The following is a 16395-nucleotide window of genomic DNA, read 5'->3' as shown; positions in this document are numbered from 1 at the left end:
ATCCGCCGCTGTTCGACGCCCGAGCGAAGGCGCTTCGATACAGATTCCAGCGTCGCGCAGGAGCGAGCGGCCGGCCATCCGCCGGCGCGTCGGCGAGCGACGACCCGAAGCGTCGCAGCTCTGAAACGAGCGGTAGTAACATCGAAATCTTATAGTTAAATGGTCGGAGTGGCGGGATTCGAACCCACGACCCCTTGTCCCCCAGACAAGTGCGCTAACCGGGCTGCGCTACACTCCGATGGCCGCCCTTATAGAGGCCGGCGAAGCCGCTGGCAACGCATGACCGCGCAGAAGAGGCGAGGAATTCACCGCCATTCACCGCCGCGTCAGCTCCAACATGCGGCGGCATTCGGCGAGATCGGCCAGAGCCTGCCGCAATAGCCGCTCGTCCTGCGGCCGCAAGCCGCCGACCGGCGTTTCCGCGAGGCGAACGGCCGGCAGCGTCAGCACGGGCGACGGCTCGCGCGGCGCGAGCGCGACCAGAGAGGTCGACGCTCCCCGCGCTTCCGCCGCGCCGCGAATTTCCCGCTCGTGAATTTCCGGATCATGGATTTCGGGCGGGGGCTCCGACCGCGCCGAGGATTCGGCGAAAGCGAAGAGCGACGGATCCGGACGCTCCTCGAAATCGGGCTCGCGCTCGGCGCGCCCGGCGCCGGAGCCGCGGGCGCTCTCGATCACGGCGCGCACGCCCTGCTCGCGCAGCAGACGCTGCACGCCTTTGATCGTATAGCCGCGGCCATAGAGCAGATGGCGGATCGCAGCGACCAGCTCGACGTCGCGCGGCCGGTAATAGCGCCGTCCGCCGGCGCGCTTGACCGGCTCGATCTCGGAAAAGCGCGTCTCCCAAAAGCGCAGCACATGGGGCGGAAGGTCGAGGCTCTCCGCGACCTCGCCGATCGTGCGAAAGGCGCCGTCGGTCTTGCCGGTCAAAATCTCCGCTCCCTGCCCGCGCGACGATTCGCGCGCTTCTATTTTCCTCTCTGGCGTGGCGTTTTTCAGCCGGAAAATTCTCGCCCTCGGCGTTTCGGTCCCGCGGCCCCGTGGACAAGGGCGCGCGGCTTCCCTTAATTGGCGCGCGAGAGCCTCTCACATCGAGCCGCCCCATGACCGACTGGATCCAATTTCCTGCTCCCACGCCCGCCATCGTCGCGCCGCCGAGCGAGGAGAGCGCGACCGACGTCCGGCTGTGGCTGCTGATCATCGCAGCGCTGGTCTTCGCTATGGTGGTGGTGGGCGGCGCGACGCGGCTCACCGAATCGGGCCTCTCCATCACGCAATGGAAGCCGATAACGGGCGTTCTTCCTCCGCTCTCGGAGGCGCAATGGTCAGCCGCCTTCGAGGATTACAAGCAGATCCCGCAGTATCGCGAGATGTTCCCGAACATGGAGCTCGCGCAATTCAAGACGATCTTCGCCTGGGAGTGGAGCCATCGTCTGCTCGGCCGCATCATCGGCTTCGCTTTCGCCGTTCCGCTGGCCTGGTTCTGGCTGCGCGGACGCCTGCCGAAAAGCGTGAAGCCGAAGCTCATCGGCATTTTGGCGCTCGGCGCGCTGCAGGGCGGCGTCGGCTGGTGGATGGTGTCCTCCGGCCTCGTCGATCGCGTCGAGGTGGCGCAGGAGCGGCTCGCCATTCATCTGCTGCTCGCCGCCTTCATCTTCTCCGCCTGTCTGTGGGTGGCGGGCGGGCTCGGCTATGGGACGCGCATCATCGTCGCGAGCGGGCGCCGGCGGCTCTCATTTTTCGCGACTCTGCTGCTCATTCTCGTGTTTTTGCAGATCGGCGCGGGCGCGCTGGTCGCGGGGCTGCGCGCCGGCTACGCCTATAACACTTGGCCGCTGATGGACGATCATTTCATTCCGCCGTCGGAAGAGCTGCTGCGGCTCTCGCCCTGGTGGAGCAATCTCGTCGATAATGTCGCGCTGGTGCAATTCGATCATCGCATGATCGCTTATGTCATTCTCGCGCTGTCGCTGTTTCACTTCATCGACGCCTCCGCCGCGGCGGGCGGACGCGCCGCGCGCGGCGCCGGGCTCTTGTTCGGCCATGTGAGCGCGCAAGTCGCGCTCGGCGTTGCGACGCTTCTGCTCGTCGTGCCGCTCTGGGCCGGCCTAGCGCATCAAGCGCTGGCGATGGGCGTGCTGGCAGTGGCGACGGTTCATGCGCGTCGCCTGCACACGGCCGAGGCCCCGGCAGACGACGACTAAACGTCGAACATTCAAACCGCGCCGATCGCCCGGCGCGGTCGAATGAGGTCAGCTCACGCCTCCGACAGCATCAGCGCCAGATTCTGCACGGCGGCGCTGGACGCACCTTTGCCCAGATTGTCGAGCCGCGCGACGAGCAGCGCATGGCGGCTCTCCTCGCGGGCGAAGACGAAGATTTCGAGATCATCGGTTCCGTTCAATGCGAGCGGATCGAGACGGCCGGACTTGGGCGCGGGCACGACTCTCACATAGGTCGCGCCCGCATAGTGCCGCGCCAGCGCCGCCTCGAGATCGACCGCACGGGGCCGCGCGGCGAGCGCGTCGAGCCGGAGCGGAATGGAGACCAGCATTCCCTGCCTGAAATTGCCCACGGACGGCACGAACAGCGGCGGCGCGGCGAGCCGCGAATAGACGGCGATCTCCGGCAAATGCTTATGCTCGAGCGTGAGGCCGTACAGCTCGAAGGCCGGCGCCTCGCCCTTCTCATAGGCCTCGATCATCTGCTTGCCGCCGCCGGAATAGCCGGAGACGGCGTTGATCGTCAGCGCATCCTGCGCGGCGATCAGCCCCGCGTCGACGAGCGGGCGCAGCAGCGCGATCGCGCCCGTGGCGTAGCAGCCGGGATTGGCGACGCGCCGCGCCTTGCGGATCGCCTCCGCCTGGCCGCGCGCGAGCTCGGGAAAACCATAGGTCCAGCCGGGCGCGACGCGATGCGCGGTGGAGGCGTCGAGAATGCGCGGGCCGGCCTCGCCCAATTCATCGGCGAGCGCCACCGTCTCCTTGGCCGCGGCGTCCGGCAGGCAGAGAATGGCGACATCGACGCGCGCGAGAATGTCACGCTTGGCGGAGACCTCCTTGCGCAGCTCCGGCGCGATGGAGACGAGTTCCAGATTCTTCGCATCCGCGAGCTTCTCGCGGATCTCGAGGCCCGTGGTGCCGCTGTCGCCGTCGATGAAGATTTTCGCCATTGGTCTTGGTTCCGATTCCCGTGAGACAAATAAAAAGGGCGGCTCGCGCCGCCCTTTGTCGCCCGTATCGCCGATCGAGAGATAATCAGCGCTTCGAGAACTGGAAGCTGCGGCGGGCTTTGCGCTTGCCGTATTTCTTACGCTCGACCACGCGCGAGTCGCGGGTTAAGAAGCCCTCGCGCTTCAGCGCGGTGCGGAGCTCCGGCTCATAATGGGTGAGCGCCTTTGCAAGACCATGACGCACGGCGCCGGCCTGGCCGGAGAGGCCGCCGCCCGCCACCGTGACGACGAGATCGTACTGGTCGACGCGATTGGCGACGCCGAGCGGCTGCTGCAGGATCATGCGCAGCACCGGACGCGCGAAATAGACGGCGACGTCGCGGCCGTTGACGGTGATCTTGCCCGTGCCGGGCTTGATCCACACGCGGGCGACGGCGTTCTTGCGCTTGCCGGTGGCGTAGGCGCGGCCGTATTTGTCGAGCTTCTGCTCATATTTCGGCGCGTCGGACGCAATGGCGACCGAAGCCTGATTGAGCTCGGAGAGAGAGGAAAGAGTGGTCTCGGCCATGGGTTATGCGCTCTTGCCGTTGCGGGCGTTCTTGGGATTGAGGGCGGCGACGTCCAGCGGCTCGGGCGTCTGAGCGACATGCGGATGTTCCGGCCCCTTGTAGACGCGCAGATTGCCGAGCTGCTTGCGGCCGAGCGGGCCGCGCGGCAGCATACGCTGCACGGCCTTCTCGACGACGCGCTCCGGGAAGCGGCCCTCGAGGATGAACTTGGCCGAGCGCTCCTTGATGCCGCCCGGGAAGCCCGTGTGATGATGGTAGACCTTCTGGTCGCGCTTGCGGCCGGTGAGGATCACCTTGTCGGCGTTCACGACGATGATGTTGTCGCCGTCGTCGACATGGGGGGTGAAGGTCGCCTTGTGCTTGCCGCGCAGACGCAGCGCGATGAGGCTGGCGAGGCGGCCGACGACGAGGCCCTTGGCGTCGATCAGCACCCATTTCTTCTGCACTTCGGCGGGCTTCGCCGAATAGGTCTTGCCAAACATGGGAGAGCTATTTCCGTTCTTCTCGGGTCTGCACCCGTGGGATCGCTGCGTGATAAGCGACCGCGCCGCCCCTGTCAAACGGAATCGGGCGCCCGAGAGCGCCCGAAAAGCCAGCATTTCCCGGCGATAGACCGCATAGGTATTATGATACCTGCGATCTCGTGGCGACCTCACGGCATGACGATGGGCTTGCCGCGCGGGAATTTCGCGATGGTCGTCTCGTCTATGTTCAAATGCTGGGCGACCATGGCCGGCGGCGTATGGGTGAGCCAGTCGACCAGCGAGACGTCGCGGAAATGCGCGGCGCGGAACACCTCCAAAAACTGCAGCTCCGTGTCGCCGACATTCTGCACGTAATGCCCATGGGCGCGCTTCACATAGCCTATGTCGCCGGCGTGGAAATCCTGCGTCACCGCCTTGGGCCCGGCGTCGAACAACGTCATGCGGCCATGGCCTTTGATCCAATATTGCCATTCGTCGCCATTGGGGTGCCAATGCATCTCGCGCAGCGCGCCCGGCGCGAGCGTGACCAGCGCCGCCGCTATGGTGGACGAGACCTTGAAATTGTCGCTGTCGGCGACGCGCACCTCGCCGCCCTTGGTCTTTTTGGCGGCGGCGCTGCCTTTCAGCGAGAATGTGTAGGGATAGGGCGGCGCTCCCTCCCCTTGCGCCGAAGAGGCTTGATCGGCGGCCAGGGGACCGGGAACCTCACCTTGGAAAATATAGAGCTGGTTGAGCGGTATATTGGCGAAAGTCTCGGCCGGCAGGCCGAAATTGGCGGCGAGAATTTCCGGCGGCGTGTGGGCGATCCAATCGGTCACGAGCAAGGTGTTGTATTCGGTGGCCTTGCCGTCGTCGAAGCAGAGCAGGAACTCGCAGCCGTCCGGCCCCAGCCCCTGCAATGAATGCGGCTGGCCCGCGGGGAAATACCAAATGTCCCCCTCCTTCACATCGGAGACATAGGCGCGGCCCTGATCGTCGAGCACGGTGACGCGGCAGGAGCCATAGGAGACATAGCCCCATTCGGCGGCGAGGTGCCAATGCATCTCCCTTATTCCACCCGCCGTCAGCCGCATATCGACGCCGGAAATCTCCTCGGCGATGGCGAAATCATATTGCGTGACCTGCCGCGCCCAACCGCCGTTCTGCACGCGCTTGGGCGCATTGTTGAACGACGCCCAGAACATGGGCATGTCGCTGACGTCGGTGGGCGGCGGAAACTGCGCCGAAGGGAATTGAGCGCCGAGCGGCTCGCTGCGCGGGCCGGGATCGGTGAGGCTCGCTTTATTCCGCGCATTGATCGCGCCCTGCGGCGGAAGATCGGGATTGCCGAAAGAGGGGATGGGGCGTCCGGCGCTCGTCTCGGGTTTCTTTGCCGTGGCCATCTGGGTCTTTCTCCGCTGAAGCGAGGGAAGGCGGCTGCGCCTCTCAGATTGCGCCGGCGGGGCCAGGGTCAACGTCGCCGCGAAAAAGCGCGCGATCGATAAAATCCGAGCATTCGAATTGGCGGACGGGCAAAAGAGCCGCGCGCATTCTCGGCTCCGATGGCGAGGCGTCCCACCTCCTCGCCGGGCGGTCCGGGGGTCGGCGTGGCAGATTTTCTCGCTCGTGTCTCTTTGCGCGTCTCTTTGGCGCTCGTCCTCTTCGGCGGCTCCGCCGCGAAAGCGGAATTCCACGGCTCCGTCGCCGGGCCCGAGATTCCGCGCGCGAGCTTCGTCGTCACCGGCGAGCCGACCTCCATTCCCTATGGCTGGATGGATTTTTGCGGCCGCCAGCCGCAGGAATGCCGCCAATCGATCCTCCCCGCCGCGGACATAGAGCTCTCGCGCGAGGCCTGGGCGCGGCTGAACGAGATCAATCGCGCGGTGAACGCCGCGATCGAGCCGCTTTCGAACCTCGAGCATTGGGGCACGATCGCCGATCATTGGGACTATCCCGTCGACGGCAAGGGCGACTGCAAAATCTATGCGCTGGAAAAGCGCCGGCTGCTGATGGAGATGGGCTTTCCGCGCCAGGCTCTGCTGATGACGATCGTGCGCGACAAGAACGACCAGGGCCACGCCATTCTGACCGCGCGCACCAGCCGCGGCGATTTCATCCTCGACAATCTCACCGACGAGGTGAAGCCCTGGGACGCGACCGTCTATCGCTTCGTCAAGCGCCAGTCGCAGGAAGACCCGAATGTGTGGGTGACGATCGAGCCGCGCCGGCGCGTGGGCGCGCGTTGAGGCTCAGGCCGTGATCACATCCCGATAGATTTCCGCGAGCGGCACGCTCACGCCGATCGCCGGCAAATTCAGCTCCGCCTCGAGCCCGTCGAGAATCTGCACGCCGGCCCAGTCCGCGCCCGCCCGATCGAAGGTCTCTATATGCGCCCGATCGCGCTCGACCAGCACGTAATGACGCAAGCTCGGCAGCTTCTGATAGACGGCCCATTTCTCGAAACGGTCGCGCGCCTTGCTGCCCTCGGACATGACCTCGACGAGGACCGTCGGATCGTTCAGCGACGTCGCGCCGGGCTCGAGCGGACGGCAATGCACGATCACATCGGGCAGCATGGACGAATCCATAGGGGCGTCACGCAGCCGGAAGCTCTCGGTTAATGTCCGGCACGACGAGCCATTCGCCCTCAGCCTCTCACGAATGCCGGAGGAAAGGTTCTGGATGATGTAATTATGCTCCCATCGCGCGCCCACCATCATGCGCACGACGCGGCCGCCGATCAGCTCCCACTTTTCATTCGTGGGCTTGTCGGCGAGCAGTTCCTCGAAATCGTCGAGGGACATATACTCGTATTGCGACGAGGGGCGGCTCATGGTCTCGGCTCCTGGCGGCACTCTAACATAACGCCCCATTCCGCGCATCTGTTCGGCCGCCGAACATGCGGACGGACTGAAACCGGGAGCGCCGAATGACTCGGCTGAAAGAGAAAGTAACGCTCGTGACCGGCGCGGCGCGAGGCATCGGCGCGGCGATCGCCCGGGCCTTCGTCGACGAAGGCGCCTTCGTTTATCTGACCGATATCGACGACGACAACGGACGCGCGACGGCCGCCGCGCTCGGCGAAGGCGCCGCTTACGCAAGTCTCGACGTGCGGGAGGAAGCCGATTGGCGCGAGGTCGTCGCTCTCGCGCTCTCCGAGCGCGGTCGGCTGGACGTCGTCGTCAATAATGCGGGGATCACCGGCTTCGAAGCCGGCGCCGCCGCCCATGACCCGGAAAATGCGCGCCTCGAGGATTGGCGCGCCGTGCATGAGACGAATCTCGACGGCGTGTTTCTCGGCTGCAAACATGCGATCCGCGCGATGCGGCCGGCGGGGACCGGATCGATCATCAACATATCCTCGCGATCGGGCCTCGTCGGCATTGCGGGCGCCGCCGCTTACGCCTCCTCCAAGGCGGCGGTGCGCAACCATACCAAGACCGTCGCTCTATGGTGCGCCGCGCAGGGCCTCGCGATCCGCTGCAACTCGATCCATCCGGCCGCGATACTGACGCCGATGTGGGAGCCCATGCTCGGAAGCGGTCCCGATCGCGAGGCCCGCATGGCGGCCTTCGTTCGCGACACGCCCCTGCGCCGGTTCGGACGGCCGGAGGAAGTCGCGGCGCTCGCCGTGCTGCTGGCCTCGGACGAGGCGACCTATGTCACCGGAGCCGAGCTGAACATCGACGGCGGCCTGCTGGCCGGATCGGCGGCCAGCCCAGGATAGGCGTTCCGAATCCCCTGCTCGCGGTATAAAGCTCTCGCCGTCCCTGAAACGCCCGGAGCCCGATTCTTTGACCACCCCTCCCCGCCGGCTGGTGACGCCCGAAAAGCGCGACGACGATCCGGACGCCTCGCTGCGTCCGCTCTCGCTCGGCGATTTCACCGGCCAGGAGGCGGCGCGCAAGAATCTCAAAATCTTCATCGAGGCGGCCAAGACGCGCGGCGAGGCGCTCGATCATGTGCTGCTGGTCGGCCCGCCCGGCCTCGGCAAGACGACCATGGCGCAGATCGTCGCCCGAGAGCTCGGGGTCAATTTCCGCTCCACCTCCGGCCCGGTCATCGCCAAGGCCGGCGATCTCGCGGCGCAGCTCACCAATCTCGAGCCGCGCGACGTTCTCTTCATCGACGAGATTCATCGCCTCAATCCGGCGGTGGAGGAAATCCTCTATCCGGCCATGGAGGATTTCCAGCTCGATCTCATCATCGGCGAAGGACCGGCGGCGCGCTCGGTGAAGATCGATCTCGCCAAATTCACCCTCGTCGGCGCGACGACGCGCGCCGGCCTGCTGACGACGCCGCTGCGCGATCGTTTCGGCATTCCGATCCGGCTCAATTTCTACACGGCGGAAGAATTGGAGCTGATCGTGCGGCGCGGCGCGCGCGTGCTCGGCGTCTCCATGAGCGAGGATGGCGCGCGCGAGATCGCGCGGCGCTCGCGCGGCACGCCGCGCATCGCCGGCCGCCTGCTGCGCCGCGTGCGCGATTTCGCCATTGTCGAGAATGCGGGACAGGTGACGCGCGAGCTCGCCGATCGCTCGCTGGCTCTGCTCGAGGTCGACAGCATCGGGCTCGATGTGATGGACCGTCGTTATCTCGAAATGGTGGCGGTCAATTTCGGCGGCGGCCCGGTGGGGATAGAGACGATCGCCGCCGCCCTCTCCGAGCCGCGCGACGCGATCGAGGACATCATCGAGCCGTTTCTGCTGCAGCAGGGCTTTCTGCAACGCACGCCGCGCGGCCGTCTGCTGACGCCGCACGCCTTCCGCCATCTCGGCCTCGCCGAGCCGTCACGCCCGCCGGCGCAATTCGGAATGTTCGACGAAGAGGGTGAGACGGAAAGCTGAGCATTAGCACCTTGCGACGCAGGTGAGCTTCAACTTACTCTTTCGAGCCTCTTTTAATAGAGGCACCTTTATTTTCTATTTTACTGTCTTCTTTACACAAACTCGCATATCTGTCTGACGTTATATCATTTATAACTCCACCGTCTCCTTTTACATCCAGAAATGGCCCAGGTAAACATGATTTTGTGTCGTAAAAGTGAATCCCATCAACAACTCCACCCCCAGACGCCCTGATACAAGCAAACGCCCCAGGGTGACAGTCTGCACTGCTCCCTTTTTTATCAGCAGGCGTTTGGCTACTTGTATTTAACGGAGACACCGCCTCCCCGGAAACGGATTCCGTATTTCCTATTCCAGGATATATACCAACATGATGCGTGATATAAAAAAGATACCCTGGAACGACGATTTCGATCGACATTATAATTATTCCAATCCAGGGCCACTCTTTCACGCGCGCGATTTTGATATTGGAAAAATCGCGTCCATACATCCACAATGTTATAGCTATCCCTAACAAGGAAAGTGAAATACCGACTTCTGGGTGTTGGTCAATCAATGTGACGCCAATCCCCCAAAATAATGCTATAATAGTACATGCAGCGGTGTGCTGCGTCTTGGTAAGCGGGTGCTGATCTGCGCTGATCGTCATATGACCCTCAATCCGTTTTACTCTTTTGCGTTGGCGTTACGCCACAATGCTCAAATATTCCGAGATTGTAATTTCTTTCATGCCACTCGCCAAGCGAGGATTCGCTTTCAGCGCTCGCGCGCCGCAGCGTCGAAATCCAACAAGCCGCTCGTATAAGTCTCGCGCACTTCCGCGATCGGCTCGCCGCCGCCCGAATGGACGATGACCTCGAACTCGAACAGCGCATGAGGCGTATCGAGCGCCTTTCCTTTCGGCAGCTCCTTCATGAGCGCCGCGCGCGTCTTGCCCTCCCATCCCTGCGGCAATGGCGACCAGCGCCGCTCCGCCGAGAAAACGCGGCGAAAGGGCCGCAGTGGCGCGATCACCTTGCCGAAGGGCGCATCCGTCGTCTCCAGCGCGCGGTTCATCTCCGGCGTCAGTCGCGAGGGCACATACCAATTGTCTGCTTCGAGCAGAACATGATCGCCGCAGGCGAGCGCGACACGGCGATACTTCACCTTCTCCTGCGGGCCGACGCCGAGCCGCTCGCGCTGCTCCGCGCTCGGCGGCGTCGGATTGCCCGGCGCGACGCGGGCGACGATCTTCGGATCGGCGGCCATATGATGATCGGCGCACCATTTCTCCAATGTCGCCGTCGCGCTGCGCGTGGCGAGCATTTGCGCGCTCAGCGTCTCGACGAGCGCCAGCGCTTCGAGACGACCGACGAAATCGTCCGGCCATGGCGCCCGCGCCCGCGCAGGCGCCGCGGCGAGCAGAATGGCGAGCCCCGCACAGGCAGCATCACATAGTTTCGATCTCATGCGCCAAGGCTCCTGTCCAATGTCGACGTCCATCGATAACGCATGACGACGCCTTCCGTCCCGCGCCGCAGACGGCGGCGATTTCACGGCGGCCGTGTCGCTGCGTGGCGACTCTGTGACGCTTCGAAGGTATTCCGGCGAAGTCCGTGTTTTTGCCTACTGCCAAGCTTGTGAACTGCAATGCCCTCGCATAGTCCTAGTCACGAACGAGACAAGAGGACGCGATGAAGAACGTCGAATATCGTCTTTTCGCGGCCGCCCTTTGCTTGGCGGCTGCGCCACTATCCTCCTCCACCGCGGAAGCCGGCGTCACCCAGCAGGTGAAATTCTCCGCCGCCGCGCGGCTGGAACCGACGAAAGTGCTGGTGCTCGGCTCCGAGCGCCGCGCCAACGCCGACCAATTCGCCGCGCGTCAAAAGCTCGACGCCGGCGCGCTGAAGCAGTCGCACGCCGCTTCTGGACTCATCCAATGCGGTCGCGCGCATGGCGCCGGGCAGCTCACCCTCGCCAACAACGTCATCACCACTGCGGCGCATGTCTTCTACGACGAGCGCGGCGCCAAGCGTGCGCGCAGCTGCCAATTCGTCACCGAGGTCGAGGGCAAGAAGCGCCGCATAGCGGTGGATATGTCGTCGATCGTCGCCGGCTCCGCCAAGCCCTATGCGGTCAAGGCGATCAACGACTGGGCGGTGGCCCGGCTCACGCAGCCGCTCGACGATGTGAAGCCTTATGGTCTCGCCGATCAGATCGCCGTGGAGCAGACGGTGGAATTCGTCTCGCGCGGCCATTCCGATTGGCGCGACGCCGAGACCATGTCCTTCGAGTCCTGCCGCCTGCGCGCGCAGACCAATCAGCTCAAGGGCGGCGCGCGCGAATTCGCCTTCGATTGCGGCACCGGCGACGGCGCATCGGGCGGCGCGGTTCTCGCGGGCGAGCGGCACGCCGATCTCGGCGCCATTCTCGTCGGCTGGCGCAGCAATGATCCGTCCCATGTCGGGCCCTATTCGACGACGAATTACAATTTCGTCGTCTCGGTGGAAGGCGTGTTCCGCCAGGCCGTGCTGGCCGCCGCCGGACAGGACGCGCCCCCCGCCACCGCGAGCGCGGCGCCCGCCGGCGACAAGGCCGCTGCGGAGCGCGATCAGCGCCGCTCCGCCGGCCGCGACTGACGGGAAGGGATTTGCGGGCCTCGAGGCTCGCGGTCCAGGCCGCGCATTCAAAACGCCCGGCGTCGCTCAGCGGCCGCCGGGCGTTTCGATTCCGCCCCAAGAGTCTTTGACCGCCTCGAAATGCGCGGATGCGTCATAGGCCGCGACGGAAAGGCCGAGCTGCTGCGCCGACAATCGGCCCATCGCCGCCAGCACGGCGTAGGAGGCGACGACGCGGTCGCGCTGCGCGACGACCAACGCCAGCCGCGCGCCGAGCAGTTCCTGCTGCGCGTTCAAAATCTCCAACGTGGTGCGTTTGCCGGCCTTGGCCTCCTCGCGCACGCCCGCGAGCGCGCGCTCGGCGGCGGCGATCTGCGCGCTGGCGGCGCCGATCTGCGCTTTGGCCGCCTGCAGCCCTCCCCAATTGGCGCGGATCAGCGCCATCAGCTCGGCGCGGGCGGCGTCGACGTCGAATTTCTTCTGTCCCGCCGTCTCTTTCGCCTGACGCAGCCGCGCCGAGGTCCCGCCGCCCGAATAGATTGGCACCGATAATTTGCCCAGCACTTGCGCGCCGACGGCGCGATTGCCGCGGCCGTCGATGTCGGACTCCGTGTAGACCTTGCCGACCATGGAGAGGCTGGGCAGAAAATCGCTCTCGATCACCCTTATGTCGAGATCGGCGGCCTCGGCGTCATGCTGCGCCGCGCGCACCACGGGATGCTCGACGAGCGCGATGCGCTCGGCCGCCTCGCGCGTCTTCGGCAGCAGGCGATCGATCGGCTCGGCCGGCGCGAGGCGCTTCGCGTCCGCTCCCATGATCTGCGCATAGCGCGCGAGGCCGGCGTCGAGCTCGGCGCGCGCCGTCGCGGCTTGCGAGCGGCCGGCGGAGAGGCGCGCCTCGGCTTGCGCAATGTCGGTCGGCGTGATCTCGCCGGCCGCATAGCGCTCCTTGGTCTGGCGCAGCTGCTCCTCTAGCACGGAAACATGGTTCTGCTGCAAGCGCAGCGCAGCAGTGTCGCGCAGCACGTTCATATAGACGGAGACGGCCTCGAACAGCACCCGCTGCTCCATGAGCCGCAGCCGCTCGCGTCCTCCATGCACATTGGTCTGCGCGGCGAGCGCGGCGTTCTGCGTGCGAAAGCCGTCGAACAAGGGCTGCTCGACGCTGAGCACGGCGGAACGCGGCGGGCCGCCGCCACGATTGTTCTGAATGCTCTCGACCCATATCGGATCGAGGTAATTGCCATTGTCGTATTCGAAGGACTTCTGCACCGAGCGGCGCCGCTCGACGCCGAGAAAGGCGTCGGTCCGCACGCTGGGGCGAAATTGCGAGAGCGCGCGCGGCACATTCTCGTCGTTGGCGCGCTGGCCGGCGCGCGCGGAATTGAGCGTCGGATTGAGCTCATAGGCGCGCGCCAGCGCGCCGGCGAGGGTTTCTCCCGAGGCGGCGGCCGGCGCCAGCAGAGCGAGCCCCAGAGCGAAGATGGAAACGCCTCTCATGCGTCGGCGCCTCTCGGCTCGGCGACGACTTCCTCTTCCGGCGCGACGACCGCCTCGTCGCGCCCGAACAGCGCATAGAGCGCCGGCAGCACGAAGAGCGTCAGAATGGTCGCGCTGACCAGGCCGCCGATGACGACAGTGGCGATGGGCTTTTGCACTTCCGCGCCCGTGCCCGTGGCAAAGGCCATCGGCAAAAAGCCCAGCGAGGCGACGAGCGCCGTCATCGCCACGGGCCGCAGGCGCGTCATCGCGCCTTCGACAATGGCGTCGCGCGGCGCCCGGCCCTGCTGCACGAGCTGCAGAATATAGCTGCGCATGACGAGGCCGTTGAGCACGGCGACGCCGGAGAGCGCGATGAAGCCGACGGCGGCGGAGACCGACATGGGCATTCCGCGCAGCCACAAGGCGGCGACGCCGCCCGACAGCGCCAGCGGCACGGCGCTGAACACGATGAGCGCGTCGCGCGCCGAGCCCAGCGCCGAATAGAGCAGCAGGAAGATCAGGAAGAAGCACAAGGGCACGACGACAATGAGCTTCTGCCGCGCGGCGGCGAGATTCTCGAACTGCCCGCCCCAGGACAGCCAATCGCCGGGCGCGAGCGTGACCTTCGCCTTCACTTTCTCCTGCGCATCGGCGACGACGGAGGCGATGTCGCGCCCCCGCACATTGGCGGTGACGACGACGCGGCGCTTGCCGTTCTCGCGCGAAATCTGGTTCGGCCCCTCATGGAAGGAGAAAGAGGCGACCTGCTTCAGCGGCACTGTGCGCATCTTCCCCGTATCGTGTCCGCGCACGGAAACGGGAAGATTTTCGAGCGCGCGAATATCGTGGCGCAACTCGTCCTTCAACCGCACGATGATCGGAAAGCGCCGGTCGCCCTCGAAGACGACGCCGGCGCGCTGGCCGCCCACGGCGGCGCCGATGACGTCCTGCACTTCCGCGACGCTGAGGCCGAGATGGGCGATCTCGGTCTTGTCGATCTTGATCTCGAGGAAGGGGAGGCCCGCGATCTGCTCGACCTTCACGTCCTCGGCGCCGGAGACATTGCGCAGCAGGCCGGCGATCTGCTCCGCCTCCTTGGCCATGGAGTCGAATTCCTCGCCGAACACCTTCACAGCTATGTCGCCGCGCACGCCGGCGAGCAGTTCGTTGAAGCGCAACTGAATCGGCTGCGAGAATTCATAGAGATTGCCGGGCAGCCTGGAGACATGCGCGTCGATGCGGCGGATCAGCTCCTCCTTGGGGAGCTGGGGATCGGCCCATTCCGCGCGCGGCTTCAAGAAAATATAGGTGTCGGTGAGATTGGGCGGCATGGGATCGGTCGCCGCCTCCGCCGTTCCCGTCTTGGAGAAGACATAGGCGACCTCGGGAGCCTGATGGATGGCGTTCTCGACGTCCTTCTGCATCTCCTGCGACTGGGTGAGCGAGGCGCTCGGAATGCGGCCCGCCTGCATGGCGAGATTTTTCTCGTCGAGCGTCGGGATGAACTCCTGCCCGAGCCGCGAAGCGAGCAGCAAGGCCACCAGAAAGGCCCCCGCGCCGATGGCGATGGGCCGGCGCGGCGACGCAATGGCGCTTTGCAAGCGCGGCAGATAGGCGCGCTTCAGCGTGGCGATGAATTTGTTCTCGCTCTCCTCGACGCGGCCGGAGACGAGAATGGCGATCATCGCCGGAACGAAAGTGAGCGAGAGGACGAAGGCGCTGGCGAGCGCCAAGATCACCGTCAGCGCCATGGGATGGAACATTTTGCCTTCGACGCCCGAAAAGGACAGCAAAGGCACATAGACGAGAATGATGATCGCCTGGCCATAGACGGTCGGGCGGATCATTTCCACGGCGGAGGCGATGACCGTCTGCAATCGCTCCTCGAGCGAGAGCGCGCGCCCCAGCGCATGGCGCCGCTCGAAGAGATGGCGCAGGCTGTTCTCGGCGACGATCACCGCGCCATCGGCGATGAGGCCGAAGTCCAGCGCGCCCATGCTCATGAGATTGGCGCTGATGCGGCCATAGACCATGCCGGTGGCGAGCAGCAACATGGTGATGGGAATGACCAGCGCCGTGATCAGCGCCGCGCGAAAATTGCCGAGCAGCAGAAACAGCACGACGATGACCAGCAGCGCGCCCTCGGCGAGATTGGAGGCCACGGTGCGGATCGTCGCGTCGACGAGCACGGTGCGGTCGAGAATGGTCTTCGCCTCGACGCCCGGCGGCAGCGCGGCGCGAATGGAGTCGAGCTTGGCGCCGACGGCGGCGGAGACCGCGCGGCTATTGCCGCCGATCAGCATCAAGGCCGTGCCGATGACGACCTCCTCGCCGTCCATGCTGGCGCTGCCGACGCGCATCTCGCGGCCGACGCCGACCTCGGCGATGTCCCTAACGCGGATCGGCACGCCATTGCGCGTCGAAACGACGACGCGCTCTATGTCGTCCATCGTCTCCAGACGGCCGCCGCTGCGCACCACATAACCTTCGCCACTGCGCTCGATATAGCCGGCGCCGCGGCTCTGATTGTTACGCTCGAGCGCGGCGGCGACATCGCCGAAGGAGAGGCCGAGCGAATAGAGCTTCATCGCATCCGGCCGCACGTCGAACTGCTTCACGAAGCCGCCGAGCGAATCGATGCCGGCGACATTGGGCACGATTTTGAGCTGCGGCTTGACAATCCAATCCTGCACGGTGCGCAGATAGGCCGAGCGCTCGAGATCGCTGCGCAGCATCTGCCCGTCCGGCGTCAGATAGGAGCCGTCATTCTGCCAGCCGGGCTCGCCATCGAGATATTTGCGGCCGGGCTGCTTGGGCGCATAGCGGATCGCCCACATATAGACTTCGCTGAGGCCCGTCGCGATCGGCCCCATGCGCGCCTCGACGCCGATGGGGAAATTCTCCTTCGCCTCGGCGAGGCGCTCGCTCACCTGCTGGCGCGCGAAATAAATGTCGAGCTTCTCGGCGAAGACCGCCGTCACCTGCGCGAAGCCGTTGCGCGAGAGCGAGCGCGTATATTCGAGGCCGGGAATGCCGGCGATCGCATTCTCTATGGGGAAGGTGATCTGCTTTTCGACCTCGGTCGGCGACAGCGCCGGCGCGATGGCGTTGATCTGCACCTGATTATTGGTGATGTCCGGCACGGCGTCGATCGGCAGGCGATCGAGCGATGAGACGCCGATGAGGCAGGCGAGCAGAGTCAGCAGCGCGATGAGCCAACGCTGACGAACCGAAAAGGCGATGCAACGCTCGATCATCCAC

15 protein-coding genes and 1 tRNA gene are annotated in these 16395 nt (G+C 65.2%); 5 read left to right on the top strand and 11 right to left on the bottom strand.

Annotated features, from left to right (window positions below):
• Positions 1-160 precede the first annotated feature (160 nt).
• Positions 161-238: transfer RNA gene (locus KP010_RS12240), tRNA-Pro, on the bottom strand.
• Between the two features lie 77 nt (positions 239-315).
• On the bottom strand, positions 316-930 hold the full coding sequence (locus tag KP010_RS12235; RefSeq protein ID WP_142863092.1) for a MerR family transcriptional regulator: 615 nt from the start codon (positions 928-930) through the stop codon (positions 316-318).
• Between the two features lie 173 nt (positions 931-1103).
• Here KP010_RS12235 and KP010_RS12230 point away from each other — a divergent pair, with 173 nt between their 5' ends.
• Entirely contained in the window at positions 1104-2204 is a 1101-nt protein-coding gene (locus KP010_RS12230; protein ID WP_142863093.1) for a COX15/CtaA family protein, read from the top strand.
• Positions 2205-2257: 53 nt separating this feature from the next.
• Here the strand turns inward: KP010_RS12230 and argC are convergent, their stop codons facing one another.
• The 4 genes from argC to KP010_RS12210 all read right to left on the bottom strand — a co-directional run bounded on the left by argC (position 2258) and on the right by KP010_RS12210 (position 5608).
• On the bottom strand, positions 2258-3172 hold the full coding sequence (gene argC, locus KP010_RS12225; RefSeq protein ID WP_142863094.1) for an N-acetyl-gamma-glutamyl-phosphate reductase: 915 nt from the start codon (positions 3170-3172) through the stop codon (positions 2258-2260).
• A gap of 85 nt (positions 3173-3257) precedes the next feature.
• Complete coding sequence (gene rpsI, locus KP010_RS12220) at positions 3258-3740, bottom strand: 30S ribosomal protein S9 (protein ID WP_108918323.1); 483 nt, start codon at positions 3738-3740, stop codon at positions 3258-3260.
• A gap of 3 nt (positions 3741-3743) precedes the next feature.
• Positions 3744-4223 (bottom strand): 50S ribosomal protein L13, encoded by a 480-nt coding sequence (gene rplM, locus KP010_RS12215; RefSeq protein ID WP_142863095.1) that lies wholly within the window; start codon positions 4221-4223, stop codon positions 3744-3746.
• A 170-nt stretch (positions 4224-4393) separates the two neighbouring features.
• A complete protein-coding gene (locus KP010_RS12210; protein ID WP_216280918.1) occupies positions 4394-5608 on the bottom strand; it encodes a cupin domain-containing protein in 1215 nt (404 codons plus the stop codon).
• A 204-nt stretch (positions 5609-5812) separates the two neighbouring features.
• Here KP010_RS12210 and KP010_RS12205 point away from each other — a divergent pair, with 204 nt between their 5' ends.
• The gene (locus tag KP010_RS12205; protein WP_246659855.1) at positions 5813-6451 is read left to right on the top strand and encodes a transglutaminase-like cysteine peptidase; all 639 of its coding nucleotides are present in this window, start codon (positions 5813-5815) and stop codon (positions 6449-6451) included.
• Positions 6452-6454: 3 nt separating this feature from the next.
• On the opposite strand, the gene KP010_RS12200 is transcribed toward KP010_RS12205, so the two are convergent.
• Entirely contained in the window at positions 6455-7039 is a 585-nt protein-coding gene (locus KP010_RS12200; protein WP_142863098.1) for a Uma2 family endonuclease, read from the bottom strand.
• Between the two features lie 95 nt (positions 7040-7134).
• Here KP010_RS12200 and KP010_RS12195 point away from each other — a divergent pair, with 95 nt between their 5' ends.
• A complete protein-coding gene (locus tag KP010_RS12195; RefSeq protein WP_142863099.1) occupies positions 7135-7932 on the top strand; it encodes a glucose 1-dehydrogenase in 798 nt (265 codons plus the stop codon).
• Between the two features lie 67 nt (positions 7933-7999).
• The gene (gene ruvB / locus KP010_RS12190; protein WP_142863100.1) at positions 8000-9052 is read left to right on the top strand and encodes a Holliday junction branch migration DNA helicase RuvB; all 1053 of its coding nucleotides are present in this window, start codon (positions 8000-8002) and stop codon (positions 9050-9052) included.
• Positions 9053-9086: 34 nt separating this feature from the next.
• On the opposite strand, the gene KP010_RS12185 is transcribed toward ruvB, so the two are convergent.
• Complete coding sequence (locus tag KP010_RS12185) at positions 9087-9704, bottom strand: hypothetical protein (RefSeq protein WP_142863101.1); 618 nt, start codon at positions 9702-9704, stop codon at positions 9087-9089.
• A 107-nt stretch (positions 9705-9811) separates the two neighbouring features.
• The gene (locus KP010_RS12180; protein ID WP_142863102.1) at positions 9812-10504 is read right to left on the bottom strand and encodes a hypothetical protein; all 693 of its coding nucleotides are present in this window, start codon (positions 10502-10504) and stop codon (positions 9812-9814) included.
• A 224-nt stretch (positions 10505-10728) separates the two neighbouring features.
• On the opposite strand from KP010_RS12180, the gene KP010_RS12175 reads away from it, so the two are divergent.
• Positions 10729-11673, top strand: a complete 945-nt coding sequence (locus KP010_RS12175) for a trypsin-like serine protease (protein WP_142863103.1) — start codon at positions 10729-10731, stop codon at positions 11671-11673.
• A 66-nt stretch (positions 11674-11739) separates the two neighbouring features.
• Here the strand turns inward: KP010_RS12175 and KP010_RS12170 are convergent, their stop codons facing one another.
• Positions 11740-13152, bottom strand: a complete 1413-nt coding sequence (locus KP010_RS12170) for a TolC family outer membrane protein (RefSeq protein WP_142863104.1) — start codon at positions 13150-13152, stop codon at positions 11740-11742.
• Positions 13149-16391, bottom strand: coding sequence for an efflux RND transporter permease subunit (locus KP010_RS12165; RefSeq protein WP_142863105.1), 3243 nt, complete (start codon positions 16389-16391; stop codon positions 13149-13151). The genes KP010_RS12170 and KP010_RS12165 overlap by 4 nt, the downstream gene beginning before the upstream one ends.
• Between the last annotated feature and the right edge of the window lie 4 nt (positions 16392-16395).

The organism is Methylosinus sp. KRF6 (assembly GCF_018887255.1).
Classification (GTDB): domain Bacteria; phylum Pseudomonadota; class Alphaproteobacteria; order Rhizobiales; family Beijerinckiaceae; genus Methylosinus; species Methylosinus sporium.
The sequence above is the reverse complement of the archived record's forward strand: the minus strand, read 5'-3'. Positions and strand labels throughout refer to the sequence as shown.

What these genes read in the sequence shown, in the direction of transcription:
- KP010_RS12230 (WP_142863093.1), top strand. Translation starts at nt 1,104, where the DNA reads ATGACCGACTGGATCCAATTTCCTGCTCCCACGCCCGCCATCGTCGCG.
- KP010_RS12200 (WP_142863098.1), bottom strand. Translation starts at nt 7,039, where the DNA reads ATGAGCCGCCCCTCGTCGCAATACGAGTATATGTCCCTCGACGATTTC.
- KP010_RS12210 (WP_216280918.1), bottom strand. Translation starts at nt 5,608, where the DNA reads ATGGCCACGGCAAAGAAACCCGAGACGAGCGCCGGACGCCCCATCCCC.
- KP010_RS12175 (WP_142863103.1), top strand. Translation starts at nt 10,729, where the DNA reads ATGAAGAACGTCGAATATCGTCTTTTCGCGGCCGCCCTTTGCTTGGCG.
- argC (WP_142863094.1), bottom strand. Translation starts at nt 3,172, where the DNA reads ATGGCGAAAATCTTCATCGACGGCGACAGCGGCACCACGGGCCTCGAG.
- KP010_RS12195 (WP_142863099.1), top strand. Translation starts at nt 7,135, where the DNA reads ATGACTCGGCTGAAAGAGAAAGTAACGCTCGTGACCGGCGCGGCGCGA.
- KP010_RS12170 (WP_142863104.1), bottom strand. Translation starts at nt 13,152, where the DNA reads ATGAGAGGCGTTTCCATCTTCGCTCTGGGGCTCGCTCTGCTGGCGCCG.
- rpsI (WP_108918323.1), bottom strand. Translation starts at nt 3,740, where the DNA reads ATGGCCGAGACCACTCTTTCCTCTCTCTCCGAGCTCAATCAGGCTTCG.
- KP010_RS12185 (WP_142863101.1), bottom strand. Translation starts at nt 9,704, where the DNA reads ATGACGATCAGCGCAGATCAGCACCCGCTTACCAAGACGCAGCACACC.
- rplM (WP_142863095.1), bottom strand. Translation starts at nt 4,223, where the DNA reads ATGTTTGGCAAGACCTATTCGGCGAAGCCCGCCGAAGTGCAGAAGAAA.
- KP010_RS12165 (WP_142863105.1), bottom strand. Translation starts at nt 16,391, where the DNA reads ATGATCGAGCGTTGCATCGCCTTTTCGGTTCGTCAGCGTTGGCTCATC.
- KP010_RS12180 (WP_142863102.1), bottom strand. Translation starts at nt 10,504, where the DNA reads ATGAGATCGAAACTATGTGATGCTGCCTGTGCGGGGCTCGCCATTCTG.